The organism is Formosa sp. F44, assembly GCF_056238645.1.
On sequence record NZ_JBWDLJ010000003.1, the window covers coordinates 504,893 to 522,793 of the forward strand.

The window sequence follows — 17,901 nt, forward strand, 5'->3', positions numbered from 1 at the left end:
TACTTATAATACTTTTTTTAACTGTGAATCCTCAAAGCAACTGTAGCGACATGCCCGAAGTAAGGGCCGATTTTCATGCGATCCTCACGGAAGATGAACTCATGTTGTTTATAGACGAAATGGATAATGTAAATTGTGAATTTAAATTACCGTATTTGGCGTCGGCCATTATGCGACAAGCAGAATTTACAAATTGGCCATTTAGAAAATTAAATCACTTTAAAGAAGGCAAAAAGGTTTTAGAAGATTTTATTAGCGAGAACCCAAATAATATAGAAGGACGTTACGTTCGATTACTTTGTCAGCTTAACGCACCAAGTTTTTTAAATTATGATAATATCGACGAAGATCGGGCGTTTGTGAATAAGCATATAGAAACTGCGAATTTAACAGAAGACTATAAGAAGATTATGTTGTTTAATATTAAAAAACATTCAAATAAATAATGATGCAGATTTTAATATATATTGGTGTTACTCTAGCCACCTTTTTAGTTATGGAAGGCATAACGTGGTTAACGCATAAATATATTATGCATGGTTTTTTATGGTATTTACATGCCGACCATCATCAGCCCAAATACCCACATGTGTTCGAAAAGAATGATATATTTTTTGTCATTTTTGCCATTCCTAGTATTGCATTACTCTATTTCGGTATCAATCCAGAACTAAATGTTTTATTTTTTATTGGTTTGGGAATTATGTTTTATGGTATCGCTTATTTTTTAGTCCACGATGTTTTAATACATCAGCGCTTTAAGTGGTTTAGTAAGACTAAAAATAAATACTTAATCGGACTAAGAAAAGCGCACAAAGTACATCATAAGCACTTAGGTAAGGAAGATGGAGAGTGTTTTGGTATGTTAAATGTCCCTAAAAAGTATCATAAGCAGTATAAGAAATAAGTGAACAATTTTCTCTTTCTCTCATAGTTTTCGCTTTAGATTATAAAAACGTATCTACATTTTAATCCTATACAATATTAAGGGATTCTTCTATTTCGAATTAATTTCGCATTCCAACTTTATACGTTTCCAAAGCACGTGCTCTAGCTTCTTTATGATCTACTATAGGGTCAGGATAGGCATCGGTGCCAAATTCGGGAATCCATGTTTTTACATATTCTAAATTTTTATCGAATTTTTCCAGCTGTGTAATCGGATTAAAAATTCTAAAATATGGGGCGGCATCGCAACCTGTTCCTGCAGACCATTGCCAGTTTCCATTATTAGATGCTAATTCGTAATCTAATAAGTGCTTTGCAAAATATGCCTCTCCCCACGTCCAATGAATTAGTAAATGTTTACATAAGAATGCCGCAGTAACCATACGCACACGATTATGCATATATCCCGTTTGGTTTAATTGGCGCATACCTGCGTCTACCATTGGGTAACCCGTTTTACCTTCGCACCACAATTTAAATTCATCTTCGTTATTTCGCCACGCTATGTCGTCGTACTTATCTCTAAAATTGTGATGAACCACTTTAGGGAAATGAAATAAAATTTGAGTAAAAAATTCGCGCCATACCAATTCGCTTAAGAAAGTGTTGTCTTCCGGCTTTAATTTTGAAATAATTTCCCGAATACTTACTGTTCCAAAACGTAAATGTGGACCTAAATAACTACCAATATCTTTGTTTGGGAAATCTCTAAACTTTGCATATTCGCCTATTTGTTCTAGATTAAAGGATTTTACTTCTTTAGAAGACGATTTAAATCCGATGGAATCTAAGCTAGGGAAGTCAAATACGTGCCGATGTAAATTTTTAAATTGCGGTCCATCAAGAAGAGAAACACCTTGAAAATGTTCTAACCACTTATTTTTATATGGTGTGTATACTGTATACGGATTCCCGTCTTGTTTTAAAACGTCGTTAGGTTCGAAAATCACTTGATCTTTAAACTGATGAAATTCAATATTGCTTCCAGCTAAAAAGGCTTTAACTTCTGCATCTCGCGTTGTAGAATAAGGTTCGTAATCGGTATTGGTGTATACAGCATCTATGGTATAATCTTTAACCAATTGTTTCCAAATGTCTAAGGGTTTGCCTTTTAAACATAAAACAGACGATTTAAAAGTATTTAGTTCCTTATTAATATCTTTTAAAGAGGCATGAATGAATTGAACACGAGCATCTTCAGCATCTAATTCATTTAAAATATTTTCATCAAAAATAAATATAGGAAGAACATTAGTGTTACTTTTTAAAGCTTCAAAAAGGCCTATATTATCTGTTAATCTTAAGTCGCGTCGAAACCAAAATAGGGTAAGTGTCATAAAGTAAATCGGTTGTAAAAGTTGTGTTTATGCTGTAATGCTATTTAGCATATTTTTAAAAATAAATCCGTGAAAAGGCAATACGCTATACCAATATAAGCGTCCAGATAAACCTACAGGTCTAAATGTTGCAGTTTGCACTAAAGTATTGTCTTTAATTTTAAATTCTAGCCAGGCATCACCTGGAAGTTTCATTTCGGCAAATAAAAGTAATCGACCTTCTTCTTTATTGGCATATAAAACGCGCCAAAAATCTAAGGCATCACCAGGGAATAATTCGTCTAAATGCGTACGTCCGCGTCGTAATCCTACACCACCATAAAGTTTATCTACAAAGCCTCTTAATTTCCATAGTCTATTTCCATAATACCATCCGGTTTCTCCTCCAATTCGCCAAATGCGATCGATAGCCTCGTCTCTATTTGCAAATGCTTTCTCGCGTTTGTCTATAAAACATCCGTGTGTTGGAATTTGTATAAAATCGGACATATTTATATTCATGGTACCACTACTTAAAGCGTCTTTCCAACTGGAAATAATCTCGTTGGTTTCAATTTTTTTAAAGGCTTTACTTAGGGCTTCCTTGTAAGATACTGGTGTAATGTCTAGAATATCGTTAATTCGGTTGTCTCTGCAAATGACTTCAACTTTCATACTATTAACAAGTGCAATTGCAAGTTTGTACGAAGTTGAGGTAACAAAATATAACCAATAAGAAGACAGGCGAGGCGTCATTACAGGCACAATATAGATATAGCGTTTAAGTCCGCGCGCTTCCGCAAATTGTAAAAGCATCTCTTTATAAGTTAATATATCAGGACCGCCAATATCAAAATTTTTCCCAAAAGTTTCTTTGTGGTTTAAGGCCTTGCATAAAAATGAAATAACGTCTGTAATACCAATAGGCTGACATTTGGTGTTTAGCCATCTTGGGGTAATCATTACGGGGAGTTTCTCTACCAAATCTCTAATAATCTCGAACGATGCACTTCCTGAACCAATAATTATTCCGGCTCTTAACGTGGTTAAAAAGTATGTTCCTTTGTTAAGTTCGTGCTCTACGGTTTGTCGCGAATTTAAATGCTCGGATAATTGATCGCCATTAACTATACCACTTAAGTAAATAACTTGCTTTGCATTGGTTTTATTAATGGCCTCTCTAAAATATATGGCAGATTGTTTCTCTAAATCCTGATAATCGCTAGATGCCGACATGGAATGTACCAAATAATAAGCGGCTTCAATATCTGTTGGAATATTTTCTAGACTCGCTTCATCCAAAAGATCAATAGTAATAACACTAATGGAGGCGATAAGAGATTCTGGCGGATTAAAACGTTTGGGATCGCGAACTCCACACACTACATGATGTCCCTGCGCGATTAATACGGGTAATAATCGTTTGCCAATATAACCAGTAGCACCTGTTAAAAGTAGTTTCATAGAGCCGGATAAAATATGAGTAAATGACTAATTTGTCATTATTAATGTCTTATAAAGATAAGATAAAATCAACGCTTTTTTAACTCTTATCGGTTATAATATTACTTCAATACCATGTCTAGAATCTTGTGCTTAACTTAGAGAATACTTGGGTTTGCGAAGTCTGACTATCCAAAGTTGGGTTTGTCATTGTTCTAACTCCTGTCTCTATATAGTAACCTTTTACTTCTGTTTTTATACCTGTGCCAATTTCCGATTGCATAAAAAACGGATTTAAACGTAAGTTATCATTGTCTATCCCTGGGTTCTGATTTATAGAAGAACTTAAATGTTGCGTGTACATATAGGGTTGCAGATAATTTGAAATGGCATAAGAAATCTCGGCGCGATAATACAGATGAATATTTGGTGGTAACGGACTAAAAAACGATTGTTGTTCTACTGTGCCACCTGTAGCTGTTAATTGTAGGTTAGCAAAAGGTTCTAATGTCACGGCATTACTAAGCACTTTAAAGTGACCAAGAGCAAAATGTTGTGTGTCCAGAGTCTGCTGTATGTAGGTTAGATTATTTAACGGACTAAAAGTTGATACCCCTGTAACTCTATTGTACCCCTCTTTTTTTACTGATTCTACTTCTAAATTTTGAGCTATTAGGCCGAAAGAACAGCATAAGCTAACCAAAGAAACAGGTAAAAAACGAAGGTGTTTAATACCAACTCGTAAAAAATTATGTCGCCTCATGCTCACCGTTTTCTATTGTAAATTAATAATCTACAATTTAGTAAACAGATTGGTTTTAAGTAATTGATTTGCAATATTTAACACTGATTTTGTTTGGCGGGTTCTAAACGTGCTGATCGATAAGTATAGGGTTGCCATCTGGATCCATAACTATAATGTTTCCTGGACCTGTAGACGATTCGTCTACTTCCGAAGATAATGTAATACCTTGATCTTTAAGTTTTTTTTGAATATCTCTAACATCGTTAAAGGCATCTAGCGTTTTCGCATCTTGATCCCATCCCGGATTGAAAGTTAAAATATTGGTATCGAACATGCCTTGAAATAACCCGATTAAGGTATCGCCATTTTTCATAATTAGGTAGTTCTTCTCTATATCGCCTCCAAAAACGGTAAAACCTAAAGTTTCATAAAACAATTTAGATACTTCTATATTTTTTACATTTAAACTGATGGAAAACGCTCCTAGTGTCATGATAATAGTTTTTAAGATTTGTAAAGTAGGGTTAAATATACTTAATTGAGAACAACTTCGTTTTGAGTTTCTACACCGTTTTCAAAATCTGTTAAGTTTTTCATGGTCACTTCTGCAATCTTATCTAAGGCTTCGTGTGTTAAAAATCCTTGATGAGATGTAATTAAAACATTAGGGAAAGAGATTAAACGAGAGATTACATCGTCCATGATAATGTTTTCTGATAAATCACGGAAAAACAGTTTTTCTTCTTGTTCGTAAACATCAATTCCAAAATATTCTAAAGTCTTATTTTTTAGAGCTTCAACAGCTTCTTTAGTATCAATTAAAGCACCACGGCTGGTATTAATTAACATGGCCCCTTTTTTCATTTTAGAAAACGCCTCTTTTCCAATAAGGTGGTGCGTGTCCTCTGTTAATGGGCAGTGAAGCGAAATAATATCCGATCTATCCAATAGTTCGTCCATAGTAACGTAGTTCACGCCTAGAGTTTTTACGGCATCGTTCGGGTAAAGATCGTAGGCAATAACGTTACAGCCATAGCCTTGCATGATTTTAATAAAGTACTGTCCGATTTTACCAGTTCCAACCACTCCAACGGTTTTATTATATAAATCGAACCCAGTAAGTCGTTCTAAAGAAAAATTACCTTCACGTACGCGGTTATATGCTTTATGCGTTTTTCTGTTTAAGGTTAAAATTAATGCCGAAGCATGTTCGGCAACAGCCATAGGGGAGTAGGCAGGAACACGTAACACTTTAATGTTAGCGGCTTTGGCTGCTTTTAAATCTACATTATTAAAACCTGCACATCGCATAGCAATTAATTTTACGCCATATTCCGCCAACATCTTAATCGTACGTTCGTGTAAATGATCGTTTACAAAAGCACATACTGCATCGCATCCTTGAGTTAGTTTTACGGTTTTTGTGTTTAATGTACTTTCATAAAATGTAAAGTCGTGAGCGCTGTTACTATGTTTTTCGAAAGAGGTAATGTCGTAAGATTTAGTACTGAAAAAGGCTACTTTCATTTGTGGTAAGATTTAAAAAGTTATAGAATATAGGTATTCGTAAAACCTGTTTGAATAATTAGATTACTTATGTTGCGTAATTGTGTTGTGTTATAAATTACTATTTAAAGCAATAAACAACCTTCAATAAAATCGAAGAATGTTTGTTGTCCTATACTAATTGTCCCACGTGGAATGCGTTCGTTAGTATTATGAATACGCTCTAAATAATGACGTTCTAATTGGATAGGTGTAAAGCAATACGAGTTAATGCCTTGCGCTCTAAAGAAGCTCACATCGTTATAATTAGGAACAGAAACACTCAAAGAATGCGCTTCGGGATAATTCTTTTTTAAAGCCTCCTTAATTTTGGTAAAAAATATCGTTTTATCGTCTGAAGGCTCTGTTATAGGCATTTGCTGAATCACTTCAACTTTAATATCCTTATTCTTTAATTGTTTTTTTATTTTAGCAAGAAACTCTTCGTTAGTCTGACTAGGTAATAAACGACAGTCTAATAAGGCTGTAACTTCATTAGGGATCACATTAATCACTTCGTTATTACTATCTACGCTAGTTAAGGTTATAGAATTTGAAAATAAAGAAAACAACTCAGGTTTTTTTCTAAGTTGAGGTACAAGTAAGGCTTTAAAAAGTCTCGGATGCTTTAAAGCGAGCGCAGGTGCACCTTTTTCTAACTGCCCTAATTGCTTTAAAATATTAATGTTTATATCGTTATAAACTACTTCCTGTTTCTTTTCTATAAGATTATCTAGCGCTTCGATCATGCCTTTGTTGGCATAATTTATTGGTGTAATAGAACCATGTGCGGAGGTTTTAATCTTTAAAGATAATTTTAACCATAGCGGACGCTTATGTGTAATAGAAATTCCGAATAACACTTGTTCTGGATCGGATTTTAAAACGGAGTTAAAGGCTGGTGGTCCTTCGCCTATAACGACTATGGGATGTAGTTCTTTTAAAAAGTTTTCGACAACAAAAGTAGCGCCTCCAGGAGCTTGCGTTTCTTCTCCAGATACAGCCAAAAGGGTAACGTTATAAGGCATCTGTTTATCGCCATATTTCTGAAACAGTTCTATTACGCTAAATAAGTGCATGATCCCATTTCCTTTGTTGTCGAAGGCTCCACGTCCCCAAATTTCGGTGTCTGTAATTGCACCCGAAAATGGTGGATATTCCCACTTGGTAATATCTCCTGCAGGAACCACATCTATATGATTTAATAAAATAATGTTAGGTAACCCACTATTTAAAGGATAAATGGATGCCGCGAAGTTATAATTCCCGTCGGTATTCCCCATTTCTTTTATGTGCAATCCGTTTAATTCACAGAGACCTTTTAACCAGTCTCCAGCTTCTTTTTCATGTCCGCTAACAGATTCGAACTGAAGATATTTACTAAGCGCCTGTTCAATATTTAAATTGCCCTGTTCCGATTTTATAGTAAATTCTTTAGTCAAATTCTGACTTTGAATTTGAAATGAAAAACAGATAAAGAAGATGAGAAATTTAAAGTTGCTGGTCATAATAGCATATTTGAAAAACAATATCACAAACGAAGTTATGTATAAAATTAATCTTTTGGTCTCAAACCGCAATTATATTTTTGTCTTTTTTAGACAAGATGATGATTCGCTTACATAAACTTAATAACGGCAATTTGTTACCATTCATTAATCCTATTCGAGTCTAATTTTACAAAGATAAAAAGTAAGATGGTAAAGCCCCAAAGACCAGATCCGCCGTAGCTAAAAAAGGGAAGAGGAATACCAATGGTAGGGATAAGTCCCATAACCATACCAATATTAATCATAAAATGCAGAAACATAATTGCAGCTACCGAATAGCCATAAACACGACTAAATTGCGATTTTTGTAATTCGGCAAGATGAAGAATTCGCAACATTAACAAGACAAATAAAATAACCACCATACAACTACCAACAAATCCCCATTCTTCGCCTACTGTACTAAAAATGTAATCGGTGTGTTGTTCGGGAACAAATTTCCCTGTGGTTCGTGTGCCTTCCATAAATCCACGTCCTGAAAATCCGCCAGAGCTAATTGCTTTCTCAGACTCGTATAAATTGTACAGAATATCACGACGCATTGCTGCTAATTTATCGGTGTCGTTTTCTAATCTAAGCCATAAACTTATTCTGTCTTTTTGATGCGCTTGTAATACATTATCATAAAAAAAATGAACACCAACAGACATTACAACTGCAGCTAGAGTGATAATTATAGGTTGTAAAATAACAGGTTTCTTTTTGCTTAAAAAATACTGTGCAAAAACAACTGTAGCCGCTACAATGGATGTGATAACCGGACCGAATTTTAAGGATAAAATAGAAATAAGAATAACGCTAATGGCCAAGGTTAAATAAATCTGAGGTAGACCTTCTCTATACAACACAAAAAAGAATGCGCCGTACACAATAGTACTCCCGGCATCGTTTTGTAAGAGGATTAAAAACGCGGGTATACAAATAATGATAAACGTTTTAATCTGGTCTGGGAAGCGTTTTATATCGGTTTGTAAATCACTAACATATTTGGCTACAGCTAGTGCTGTGGCTGCTTTAGCAAACTCACTAGGTTGTATGGTCATCCCACCAATACCATACCATGACTGTGCTCCATTTACATTTTTACCAAAAATAAAGAGTCCAATTAAGGAGAGCATAGATATTACGTAAACCACACTAGCAAAACGTTCATAGAACTTGGCTTCGATAGCTAAAATAATAATAATTAAGCCTATAGTTAAGCCAATAAACATAAGCTGTTTGCCAAAAGGTTGAGAAAAATCTAAATAATCTATAGTTTCTCCTACATGAGAAGCCGATATAATATTTACCCACCCGAAACCAACAAGCATCATGAAAATAATAATTGTGGTCCAGTCGAAAGAAAAATGTCTATTAGTTTCTCTAATCATAACTAGGATTTAGGTGGAAGTAAGTGATCTTGATTTTTTAAATCGCGTTCTACAGTTTCTAAAGTTGTCCCTCGATTTATTTTGAATGGCTCGCCAGAATATGGTTTTTGGTATTCGTGCTCTAAACTATGCGTTAAAATCCAATCTTCCATATCGGTCCTTGTAATTGTACCGCGTAAATATTTTTCGACCATTAAACTCGCTATTCTACCTGCAAATCTTCCTCCCCAATATCCATTTTCTACAAAAACAGCAATCGCAATTTTAGGATCGTCTTTAGGGGCAAAAGCAATAAAAATAGAGTGATCTGTAAGTTGTGTTTTTACGCCATCAATTTTTGTAAAGTTTTCGGCCGTTCCTGTTTTTCCGCATATTTCGATACCCTCAACTTGTAATCGAGAAGCGGTACCTTTATTGTATACATCATACATTCCTTGAACTACAGGTTCAAAATTCTTTTTGTCTATAGTAGTGTGTCTTGGTGTTGTAAAATGCGCGTCTATTTCCTGACCTTCTATAGATTTTATAATGTGAGGCGTGTAAAAATAACCACGGTTAGCAATGGCCGCAACCATGTTTGCTAACTGGATTGGCGTAGCCTCAATTTCACCTTGTCCAATAGCATTAGAAAGCGTAAAGGTGGTGCGCCATCTGTTTTTACCGTACCATTTATCGTAAAAATCTCCACTAGGAATTCGTCCTGGGCTACCAATTTTAAGGTCGTACCCCAAGTAGTCTCCTAATCCGAAACTAGTTACGTGTTTATTCCAAACATTCATTCCTTCGTAAGGCGTATCGTATTTTTCAATTATTCTGCGGTATACATTGGCAAAATAGGCATTGCACGATTCGTAAATCCCCATATTCATGGCTAAAGGACTGGCGTGAGCGTGGCAACCCATTTTCCTGTTTCCGTAACTATACCCGTGATTACAAGTGAATTTTTCTTCTGTAGTAACAACACCTTCTTGTAATCCAATAAGTGCATTTAATACTTTAAATGGAGAACCTGGAGGATATTGTGCTAATAAACCTCTATCGTATAGAGGTTTTGCAATGGAATCTCTGTAAAGTTTTGTAAAGTTTTGAGAGCGTTTTCTTCCTACCAAAGAATTCGGGTCGTAAGTGGGGGCAGAAATCATAGTTAAAATTTCGCCTGTACTAGGTTCTATGGCTATAATTCCACCATGCTTATTTTGCATTAATTGCTCGCCATAAGCTTGTAAGGTTGCATCGATGGTGATTTTAATATCTTTACCAGGATCTGGTAAGGTATCGAATTTACCATCTTTATACGGACCAATATTTTTATTAAACCTGTTCTTTTGAATGAATTTAATTCCTTTCTTACCTCTTAATTCTTCTTCGTAAGACAATTCAATACCTTGCTTACCAATTAAATCCCCCATTTTATAATAGGGATGTTTGTTAATAATGGCATTATTTACTTCTCCAATATCACCTAAAACATTTGCTCCAATTGAAGCTTCATAATGACGAAGAGAGCGTTTCTGTATGTAGAAACCTTCAAATTTTCTCATTTTTTCTTGAAGAACGGCATAGTCTTCTTTAGATAAATGAGATACAAAAACAGAAGGTAATCGTGGCGAATAGTGGTACGCCTTTTTATATGTTTTTATGAATTTCTCTTTGTCAATTTTTAATAAGTTGCAAAATTCAATAGTGTCTAATGCTTTTACCTCACGCGGAATCACCATGACGTCGTAAGACGATTGATTAGATACTAAGAGCGTACCGTTCCTGTCGTAAACAAAGCCTCGTTTTGGATAATCGTAAACTTTACGGATAGCGTTATCATCGTATAAATTATTTGCCGGCGAGCTATAGATTTGAAGATAGAATAACCGAGAAATAAATACGAGTCCAACCGTAATTATGGTAAAAAATAATAAAAATTGCCTCATTTAGTACGTTTGCTGAAAATAATAGTAACTATAATACACAGAAGAATGGTAAAGATACTAGAAAATAACGTCTTTTGGAGTGTTAAAAGTATATCAGAAAAGTTAAAAACTTCTAAAAGAAAAAGGATTAAATGATGTATAATCGTTAGGATACTTATATACATAAGTTTAGAGCCAAAATCTACATTGTTGAACTTTATGGTTTGGTGTTCGTAAACGGTTCCAAAAGACCATTTTAAAACTATTGGTCTTAAATAGGCTATCGTTACACAAGCGGCGGCATTAATACCTCCAGAATCTGAAAAGATATCAACTAAAATACCAAGTAAAAAACTAAGTAATAAAAATACAATACGGTCGTTTTTTATCGGATAAAGTACGATAAATAAAATGTAGATATACGGATTAATGTATCCTAAAAAATTAATATGATTTAGAATAACAACCTGCACAAATACAAGTAAAATAAACCTAAAAACTTGAGATATAACGCTACTGTTCATTGGATAGATTTAGTATGTTATTAATCTCGGGTGCATCTAAATGTTCTATAATGTACGCATGTTCAATATTTGTCATATCGTTAAACAAGGTTACATTTATTTCATAATTATTTTCGGCAGCGTCTAAGTTATAGCTTTCAATGGTTCCTACTTGAATACCTTTAGGAAAGATTACAGAACGTCCAGACGTTACAATGGTGTCTCCAATTTCTATTGGGGCAATTTTAGGAATATCGATAAGTTGAACCGTTTTTGGGGATCTTCCGTCCCAAGTTAGAGTTCCGAAATGATTTGTTTTTTTAAGTTGCGCGCTAATTTTACTTTTGGAGTTTAAAATAGAAATAACCGTAGCATAATTGTTGCTTGTTTTATCTACAATTCCAAGAATTCCTTTAGGGGTAATTAAACCAAAATCTTGTTGTACACTATCGTTAAGCCCTTTATCTATTAACAAGATATTAGTTGTTGCCGAATAGCTGTTTTTAATAACACGCACCGGTCTGAACAAGTAGGTACCATTAAAACTTGTGGTATCTACAAAGTCCTCCTCGATGGATAAGTGATGATTTTGAAGCCGATTTCGAAGTCTTGCATTCTCCTCAGATAAATTTTCGTTTTGCGTTTTTAAATCTAAATACTGATTGATATTATTTAAACGCGTATAAATTCCGCCGCTTAAAAAATTAGCAGAATTTATAAATTTACTTTTATGATAGGAATGCGTTTGTATTGTGAAAAACACAGACAATGAAAACAGCAGCAAATACAACAAAAAGTTTTTGTTACGTATTATAAAGTTTAAAATTTGCTGCATGCTTTAAAGCTATTTTATCAAGACGCTCTTAAATTTAGGTAAGTTTTTTAGTGTAATTCCAGTACCACGTACAACGGCACGTAACGGATCTTCTGCAATGTAAACAGGTAAGTCTGTTTTTTGAGACAGACGCTTGTCTAAACCACGTAACATAGATCCTCCACCTGCTAAGTAGATTCCTGTATTGTAAATATCGGCTGCTAATTCTGGAGGTGTTTGTGATAAGGTTTCCATCACAGCATCTTCAATTCTAAGAATAGATTTGTCTAATGCTTTAGCGATTTCACGATAAGAAATTTGCACTTGTTTTGGTTTACCGGTAAGTAAATCACGCCCTTGAACACTCATGTCGTCTGGCGGAATTTCTAAATCTTCGGTAGCTGCACCAATTTGAATTTTAATTTTTTCGGCAGTACGCTCACCAACATATAAGTTGTGTTGCGTACGCATATAATATATAATATCGTTTGTAAAGACATCTCCAGCAATTTTTACCGATTTGTCGCAAACAATACCACCTAAAGCAATTACTGCAATTTCGGTAGTACCACCACCTATATCTACAATCATGTTACCTTTAGGTTGCATAATATCTACACCAATACCTATGGCCGCAGCCATAGGTTCGTGTATTAAATAAACTTCTTTACCGTTAACACGCTCACAAGATTCTTTTACTGCTCGCATCTCTACTTCGGTAATACCGGATGGAATACAAACAACCATGCGAAGCGCTGGTGTAAACATTTTTTTCTTTAAAGCAGGAATGTTTTTTATAAACAAACTTATCATTTGTTCGGACGCATCAAAATCTGCAATTACACCATCTTTAAGCGGGCGAATTGTTTTAATGTTTTCGTGCGTCTTTCCTTGCATCATACTCGCTTCTTTACCAACGGCAATGATTTTACCGCTAACGCGATCGCGAGCAACTATTGAAGGACTATCCACTACAACTTTATCGTTATGGATTATAAGTGTATTGGCTGTTCCTAAGTCAATAGCTATTTCTTCTGTAAGGAAGTCAAAAAATCCCATGCGTTATATGTCTTTTTTTGCTTTAATTAAAAAATTGGGTGTCGTAAAAGTAATAAAATTAATGTTTGAAATGACGTGTACCTGTAAATACCATAGATACGTTGTTATCATTACAATAATCGATACTTAATTGATCTTTAATAGAACCACCTGGCTGAATAACAGCAGTAATTCCTGCATTTTTTGCAATCTCTACACAATCAGGGAAAGGGAAAAAAGCATCACTTGCCATAACCGCACCTTTTAAATCGAAGTTAAAAGATTGTGCTTTGTGTATGGCTTGGTTAAGTGCATCTACACGGCTTGTTTGTCCTGTTCCACTAGCACATAATTGTCCACCTTTAACTAATACAATAGTATTAGATTTGGTGTGCTTACATATTTTAGAAGCAAAGATTAAATCATTTAACTCGCTATCGGTAGGATTATTGTTTGTCGCTTTAGATAAATCTTCTAAACGATCTGTAATGTTGTTTGTGTCTTGAACTAAAACACCGTTAAGACAAGATCTTACGCTTGTTTTAGGCATTTCGATATCGTGAAGAATTAAAAGGATTCTGTTTTTCTTTCCTTTTAAAAGTGCAAGAGCATCTTCGCTAAAAGATGGTGCGATTACAACTTCACAAAATAAAGAATGAATATCTTCAGCAGTAGCTAAATCTATTTCTGTGTTAGAAATTAAAACACCACCAAAAGCAGAAACAGGGTCTCCTGCAAGAGCATCTGTATAAGCCTCACTTAAAGTATCGCGTTGTGCAACACCACAAGCATTATTATGTTTTAAAATGGCAAACGTAGGTTTGTCACCTTTAAATTCGTTAATTAAATTCACAGCAGCATCAACATCCAAAAGGTTATTGTAGCTTAATTCTTTACCGTGAAGTTTTGTGAAAATTTCATCAAATTTTCCGAAGAAAAATCCTCTTTGATGTGGGTTTTCCCCGTAACGTAACACATGACCGTTTTGTTCGCTAATTTTTAATACTGTGTCTTCGTCATTTTGGTTGAAGTAATTAAAAATTGCAGAATCGTAATGAGACGATACGTTGAAAGATTTTCTTGCGAAATCTTTTCTTTGCTCTAAAGAAAGTGTTCCGTTTTGCTCAGAAATAAGTTCTAAAAACGAAGCATATTCATTTACAGAAGATACACAAACTACATCTTTATAATTTTTTGCAGCGGCACGAATTAATGAAATTCCACCGATATCAATTTTTTCAATTATATCTTGTTCACTAGCACCAGAAGCAACTGTATCTTCAAACGGATATAAATCAACAATAACTAAATCTATTTGAGGGATTTCAAATTCTGCTAATTCAGCAACATCCTGCTCATTATCTTGACGGTTTAAAATACCACCAAAAACTTTTGGATGTAATGTTTTTACACGTCCTCCTAAAATAGAAGGGTAAGATGTTACGTCCTCTACAGGTACAACGTCTATTCCTAAATCGTTTATAAAAGCCTGTGTACCACCAGTGGAATACATGGTTACACCTAGTTCGTTTAACTTTTTAATAATAGGTTCTAAACCATCTTTGCTAAAAACTGAAATTAATGCAGATTTGATTGTTTTCTCGTTACTCATTAGTGTTGTGTTATATTAATGCGCAAAAGTACGGATTTACATTAAAAAATATATAGTTTGTTTACTGTTTTGTTTTTATTTTTTTTGTAACAAATCTATAATTAAAACGTCCTATCTTTAAAATCTCAAATTTTTAATAAAAGCACTTCTAAATGATCTTGTATTTCAGACTTTTTAAAGAAAGTTTTGCGTTTGCTATAAATGCTTTACGAAATAATAAATTAAGAACATTCTTGTCTTTGTTGGGGGTGACTATTGGAATATTTTCAATTATTGCGGTATTGGCAGCAGTCGACTCTTTGGATCAAAGTATTAAAAGTCAGTTGTCTGGTTTAGACAAAAACACCATATACTTAACTAAATTTTCTTTCGGACCTACAGAAGTGCCAAGATGGCAACGCGATAGTTATCCGCAAACAGAAAATGCCGATTATGAGTTTGTGAATCGAAATATTCCAAATATTAAGTCGAGTGCCTATATTATTTTTGGAAATTCTGAAACCATAAAATACCAGGATAACACAATTACCAATGTAAATGTATCGCCAGGGTCTTATGGTATTTACGATATTGAAGATTTAAAAATTGGTAAAGGCCGGTTTTACACCGAATCTGAATCGTCTACCGGTGCGCCAGTTATTGTAATAGGAGCAGAGCTGTCCGATAATATATTTGATAACGAAGAGCCAATTGGTAAGCAAATACGTATTTACGGACGAAAAGTAACAGTTATTGGTGTGCTTAAAAAAGTAGGTGCTTCACTATTTGATTCGCCAGACGAAAAAGCCTATTTGCCCTCTAATTTTGTTAGGCAATTTACCAACGGAGGTTCCGATGGTATTCCTGGAGCTGTTGTGATTAAGCCTGAACCTGGCGTAGATATAGAAGCTTTCGAGCAAGTATTAAGACAGCGTTTTAGAGCATATAGAGGATTAAAAGCCGATGAGCCTGATAATTTTTTTATAAATAAACTCTCCGGAATGACCGATGCTATAGATAATATTATTGGTGTTATGAATTTGGCCGGTTGGATTATTAGTGGATTCTCCCTGCTAGTGGGTGGCTTTGGAATCGCAAATATTATGTTTGTTAGTGTAAAGGAGCGTACCAACCTTATCGGAATACAGAAATCGTTAGGGGCAAAAAACAGATTTATATTATTTCAATTTTTATTCGAAGCTATTATTCTTGCTGTTATTGGTGGACTAATTGGTCTAACCTTTGTGTGGATTGTAGCGTTAATTGCCTCTCAGGTAGTCGATGATTTTGAGTTTATTTTATCGTTTTGGAATATGTTTATTGGGTTCTCTCTATCTACATTAATAGGACTTATCTCTGGAGTGTTGCCTGCGATTTCAGCTTCTAAATTAGATCCTGTAGAAGCGATAAGAACCGGAATGTAGCGATTGTAAGCTTAGTCTCAGTTCACTGTTGAAGCATATAGTTTAAAACAAAAAAAAATCTCGACATCCTTCTTTTATAATGAGGTCGAGATTTTTTTATGATATTTATTACGGACTATTACACGAGTATCTTTGCGACCTCTGCGCAAACAAACTCTAGGAAGCGCTCGTCTTCATCTGTAAACGGATCTGGTGTATTCGAGTCTATATCTATTTGTCCAACATTCTCGCCATTAACAAAAAGAGGCACAACAATTTCGGCTTTTACCGTAATACTGCAAGCGATGTAATTGTCTTGAGCGGCCACATCTGGAACCACAAAGTTTTCGTTACTTACTGCTACTTGTCCGCAAATACCTTTCCCAAACGGAATAATAGTATGGTCTGTAGGTGCTCCTACATAAGGTCCTAGCTTCAGTTCGTTTTTGTCACCATTTTTAAAATAGAATCCTACCCAGTTGTAGTAATCGACATGTTTTTCTAAAATTTCGCAAACAGCTAATAAGCGCTCGTCTACAGTATTATTAGTATTAGAAAGAATAGTTTCAACTCGCGGTTTTAAAGATGCTAAAGACATAGTTTTATTTTTTTTGTAAAAGTATTTAAAATGCTACGATTTTGGAACTTCATTTTTATAAATTTAACACCATAAATATTTAGACCTCTTGCTTAAGTTATTTAAAACATATAGACCTGTAATTCGCTTTATTCTGACATTCTTAATCAGTTATTTTGTGATGGCTTTGGGGTATAAATGGTATTTAGATTATTCTAAAACCACTAGCTTTCAGCCGGACTATATAACATATTATGTGGCGGAACAGTCTCAAGCATTTTTAAATGTAATAGGTTACCATGCTAAAATTGAATTGCATGCAGGAGAACCTTGGGTGCGTTTATTGTTTAATGGTGATTATATTGTTAGAATAATTGAAGGTTGTAATGCTATAAGTGTTATTATACTTTTTATTGCTTTTATAGTGTCGTTTGCATCCTCGCTAAAGAATACGTTATTGTTTGTAGTAGCAGGGAGTCTTATTATTTATATCGCCAACATCTTGCGAATAGGTGTGTTAACTATAGGTTTGTACTATTACCCGGAGTTGGAACATATATTACACGGGGTAATTTTTCCGTTAATTATTTATGGAATGGTATTTATGTTGTGGGTAATTTGGGTGAACTATTTTGTTAAACAAAAAAAAGAGCATGCACCAAGTAATGCGTTATAGTTTAATCTTTATCTTAATTCTTGGTTTGGTGTTAATCCGAGCTTTTGAGGCCAGATTGTTTTACGATCCGTTTTTAGAGTTCTTTAAAAACGATTATTTATATCGTGACGCGCCAGTTTTTGAAACTATTAAATTAATAGCATTTACAACGTTAAGATACGCCTTAAATACAGTGTTGTCGTTAGGAATAATTTATGTTGTTTTTAAAGATCGTGGGATTTTAAAATTTTCGGCCATGTTATTTTCGGTTGCCTACGCCATTCTAATATTACTATTTTTATACCTGATTAATAACGCAGAACAGAATAACTATTTTATTTTGTTTAATATTCGTCGTTTTTTAATTCAGCCTATACTCTTGTTGTTATTGCTTCCAGCCTTTTATTATCAGAAGCAACTTAAAAAAGATATTTAAAAAATTTACATCATAAAAAAAAACCGAAGCCTTAAGACTTCGGTTTTTAATTTTATGTGA

18 protein-coding genes are annotated in these 17,901 nt (G+C 34.4%); 5 read left to right on the plus strand and 13 right to left on the minus strand.

The features are described from left to right. Positions 1 to 50 precede the first annotated feature (50 nt). On the plus strand, positions 51 to 446 hold the full coding sequence (locus AC0UBM_RS12175) for a hypothetical protein (protein ID WP_434036926.1): 396 nt from the start codon (positions 51 to 53) through the stop codon (positions 444 to 446). Between the two features lie 2 nt (positions 447 to 448). Next, positions 449 to 907: a sterol desaturase family protein gene (locus tag AC0UBM_RS12180; protein WP_414036814.1), complete on the plus strand. Its 459-nt coding sequence runs from the start codon at positions 449 to 451 to the stop codon at positions 905 to 907. Positions 908 to 1,007: 100 nt separating this feature from the next. Here AC0UBM_RS12180 and AC0UBM_RS12185 read toward each other — a convergent pair whose 3' ends face one another. The 12 genes from AC0UBM_RS12185 to purH all read right to left on the minus strand — a co-directional run bounded on the left by AC0UBM_RS12185 (position 1,008) and on the right by purH (position 14,791). Beyond that, positions 1,008 to 2,285 (minus strand): cryptochrome/photolyase family protein, encoded by a 1,278-nt coding sequence (locus AC0UBM_RS12185; protein ID WP_475688786.1) that lies wholly within the window; start codon positions 2,283 to 2,285, stop codon positions 1,008 to 1,010. A 27-nt stretch (positions 2,286 to 2,312) separates the two neighbouring features. Further along, complete coding sequence (locus tag AC0UBM_RS12190) at positions 2,313 to 3,728, minus strand: SDR family oxidoreductase (RefSeq protein ID WP_434036924.1); 1,416 nt, start codon at positions 3,726 to 3,728, stop codon at positions 2,313 to 2,315. 118 nt (positions 3,729 to 3,846) lie between these two features. After that, complete coding sequence (locus AC0UBM_RS12195; protein ID WP_475688787.1) at positions 3,847 to 4,470, minus strand: hypothetical protein; 624 nt, start codon at positions 4,468 to 4,470, stop codon at positions 3,847 to 3,849. A 103-nt stretch (positions 4,471 to 4,573) separates the two neighbouring features. Further along, positions 4,574 to 4,945, minus strand: coding sequence for a VOC family protein (locus AC0UBM_RS12200; RefSeq protein WP_414036766.1), 372 nt, complete (start codon positions 4,943 to 4,945; stop codon positions 4,574 to 4,576). 41 nt (positions 4,946 to 4,986) lie between these two features. After that, on the minus strand, positions 4,987 to 5,979 hold the full coding sequence (locus AC0UBM_RS12205) for a 2-hydroxyacid dehydrogenase (RefSeq protein WP_475688788.1): 993 nt from the start codon (positions 5,977 to 5,979) through the stop codon (positions 4,987 to 4,989). A gap of 104 nt (positions 5,980 to 6,083) precedes the next feature. After that, positions 6,084 to 7,439, minus strand: coding sequence for a M20/M25/M40 family metallo-hydrolase (locus AC0UBM_RS12210; protein ID WP_475688789.1), 1,356 nt, complete (start codon positions 7,437 to 7,439; stop codon positions 6,084 to 6,086). Positions 7,440 to 7,642: 203 nt separating this feature from the next. Further along, complete coding sequence (gene rodA, locus AC0UBM_RS12215) at positions 7,643 to 8,920, minus strand: rod shape-determining protein RodA (RefSeq protein ID WP_414036769.1); 1,278 nt, start codon at positions 8,918 to 8,920, stop codon at positions 7,643 to 7,645. Positions 8,921 to 8,922: 2 nt separating this feature from the next. Next, complete coding sequence (gene mrdA, locus AC0UBM_RS12220) at positions 8,923 to 10,845, minus strand: penicillin-binding protein 2 (RefSeq protein ID WP_434036918.1); 1,923 nt, start codon at positions 10,843 to 10,845, stop codon at positions 8,923 to 8,925. Continuing rightward, positions 10,842 to 11,348 (minus strand): rod shape-determining protein MreD, encoded by a 507-nt coding sequence (locus tag AC0UBM_RS12225; protein WP_414036771.1) that lies wholly within the window; start codon positions 11,346 to 11,348, stop codon positions 10,842 to 10,844. The genes mrdA and AC0UBM_RS12225 overlap by 4 nt, the downstream gene beginning before the upstream one ends. Next, a complete protein-coding gene (gene mreC / locus AC0UBM_RS12230; RefSeq protein WP_414036772.1) occupies positions 11,338 to 12,162 on the minus strand; it encodes a rod shape-determining protein MreC in 825 nt (274 codons plus the stop codon). Before mreC ends, AC0UBM_RS12225 begins: the two co-directional genes overlap by 11 nt. A 9-nt stretch (positions 12,163 to 12,171) precedes the next feature. Further along, positions 12,172 to 13,200 (minus strand): rod shape-determining protein, encoded by a 1,029-nt coding sequence (locus AC0UBM_RS12235; RefSeq protein ID WP_382382681.1) that lies wholly within the window; start codon positions 13,198 to 13,200, stop codon positions 12,172 to 12,174. Between the two features lie 58 nt (positions 13,201 to 13,258). Next, complete coding sequence (gene purH, locus AC0UBM_RS12240) at positions 13,259 to 14,791, minus strand: bifunctional phosphoribosylaminoimidazolecarboxamide formyltransferase/IMP cyclohydrolase (RefSeq protein WP_475688790.1); 1,533 nt, start codon at positions 14,789 to 14,791, stop codon at positions 13,259 to 13,261. A 152-nt stretch (positions 14,792 to 14,943) separates the two neighbouring features. Between purH and AC0UBM_RS12245 the strand changes: the two genes are divergently transcribed. Further along, positions 14,944 to 16,194: an ABC transporter permease gene (locus AC0UBM_RS12245; protein ID WP_414036774.1), complete on the plus strand. Its 1,251-nt coding sequence runs from the start codon at positions 14,944 to 14,946 to the stop codon at positions 16,192 to 16,194. Positions 16,195 to 16,312: 118 nt separating this feature from the next. Here the strand turns inward: AC0UBM_RS12245 and AC0UBM_RS12250 are convergent, their stop codons facing one another. Continuing rightward, positions 16,313 to 16,771: a GAF domain-containing protein gene (locus tag AC0UBM_RS12250; RefSeq protein ID WP_475688791.1), complete on the minus strand. Its 459-nt coding sequence runs from the start codon at positions 16,769 to 16,771 to the stop codon at positions 16,313 to 16,315. A gap of 88 nt (positions 16,772 to 16,859) precedes the next feature. Here AC0UBM_RS12250 and xrtF point away from each other — a divergent pair, with 88 nt between their 5' ends. Beyond that, positions 16,860 to 17,426, plus strand: a complete 567-nt coding sequence (gene xrtF, locus AC0UBM_RS12255) for an exosortase family protein XrtF (protein WP_475688792.1) — start codon at positions 16,860 to 16,862, stop codon at positions 17,424 to 17,426. Continuing rightward, positions 17,404 to 17,841 (plus strand): exosortase F system-associated membrane protein, encoded by a 438-nt coding sequence (locus AC0UBM_RS12260; protein WP_475688793.1) that lies wholly within the window; start codon positions 17,404 to 17,406, stop codon positions 17,839 to 17,841. The genes xrtF and AC0UBM_RS12260 overlap by 23 nt, the downstream gene beginning before the upstream one ends. Positions 17,842 to 17,901 lie beyond the last annotated feature (60 nt).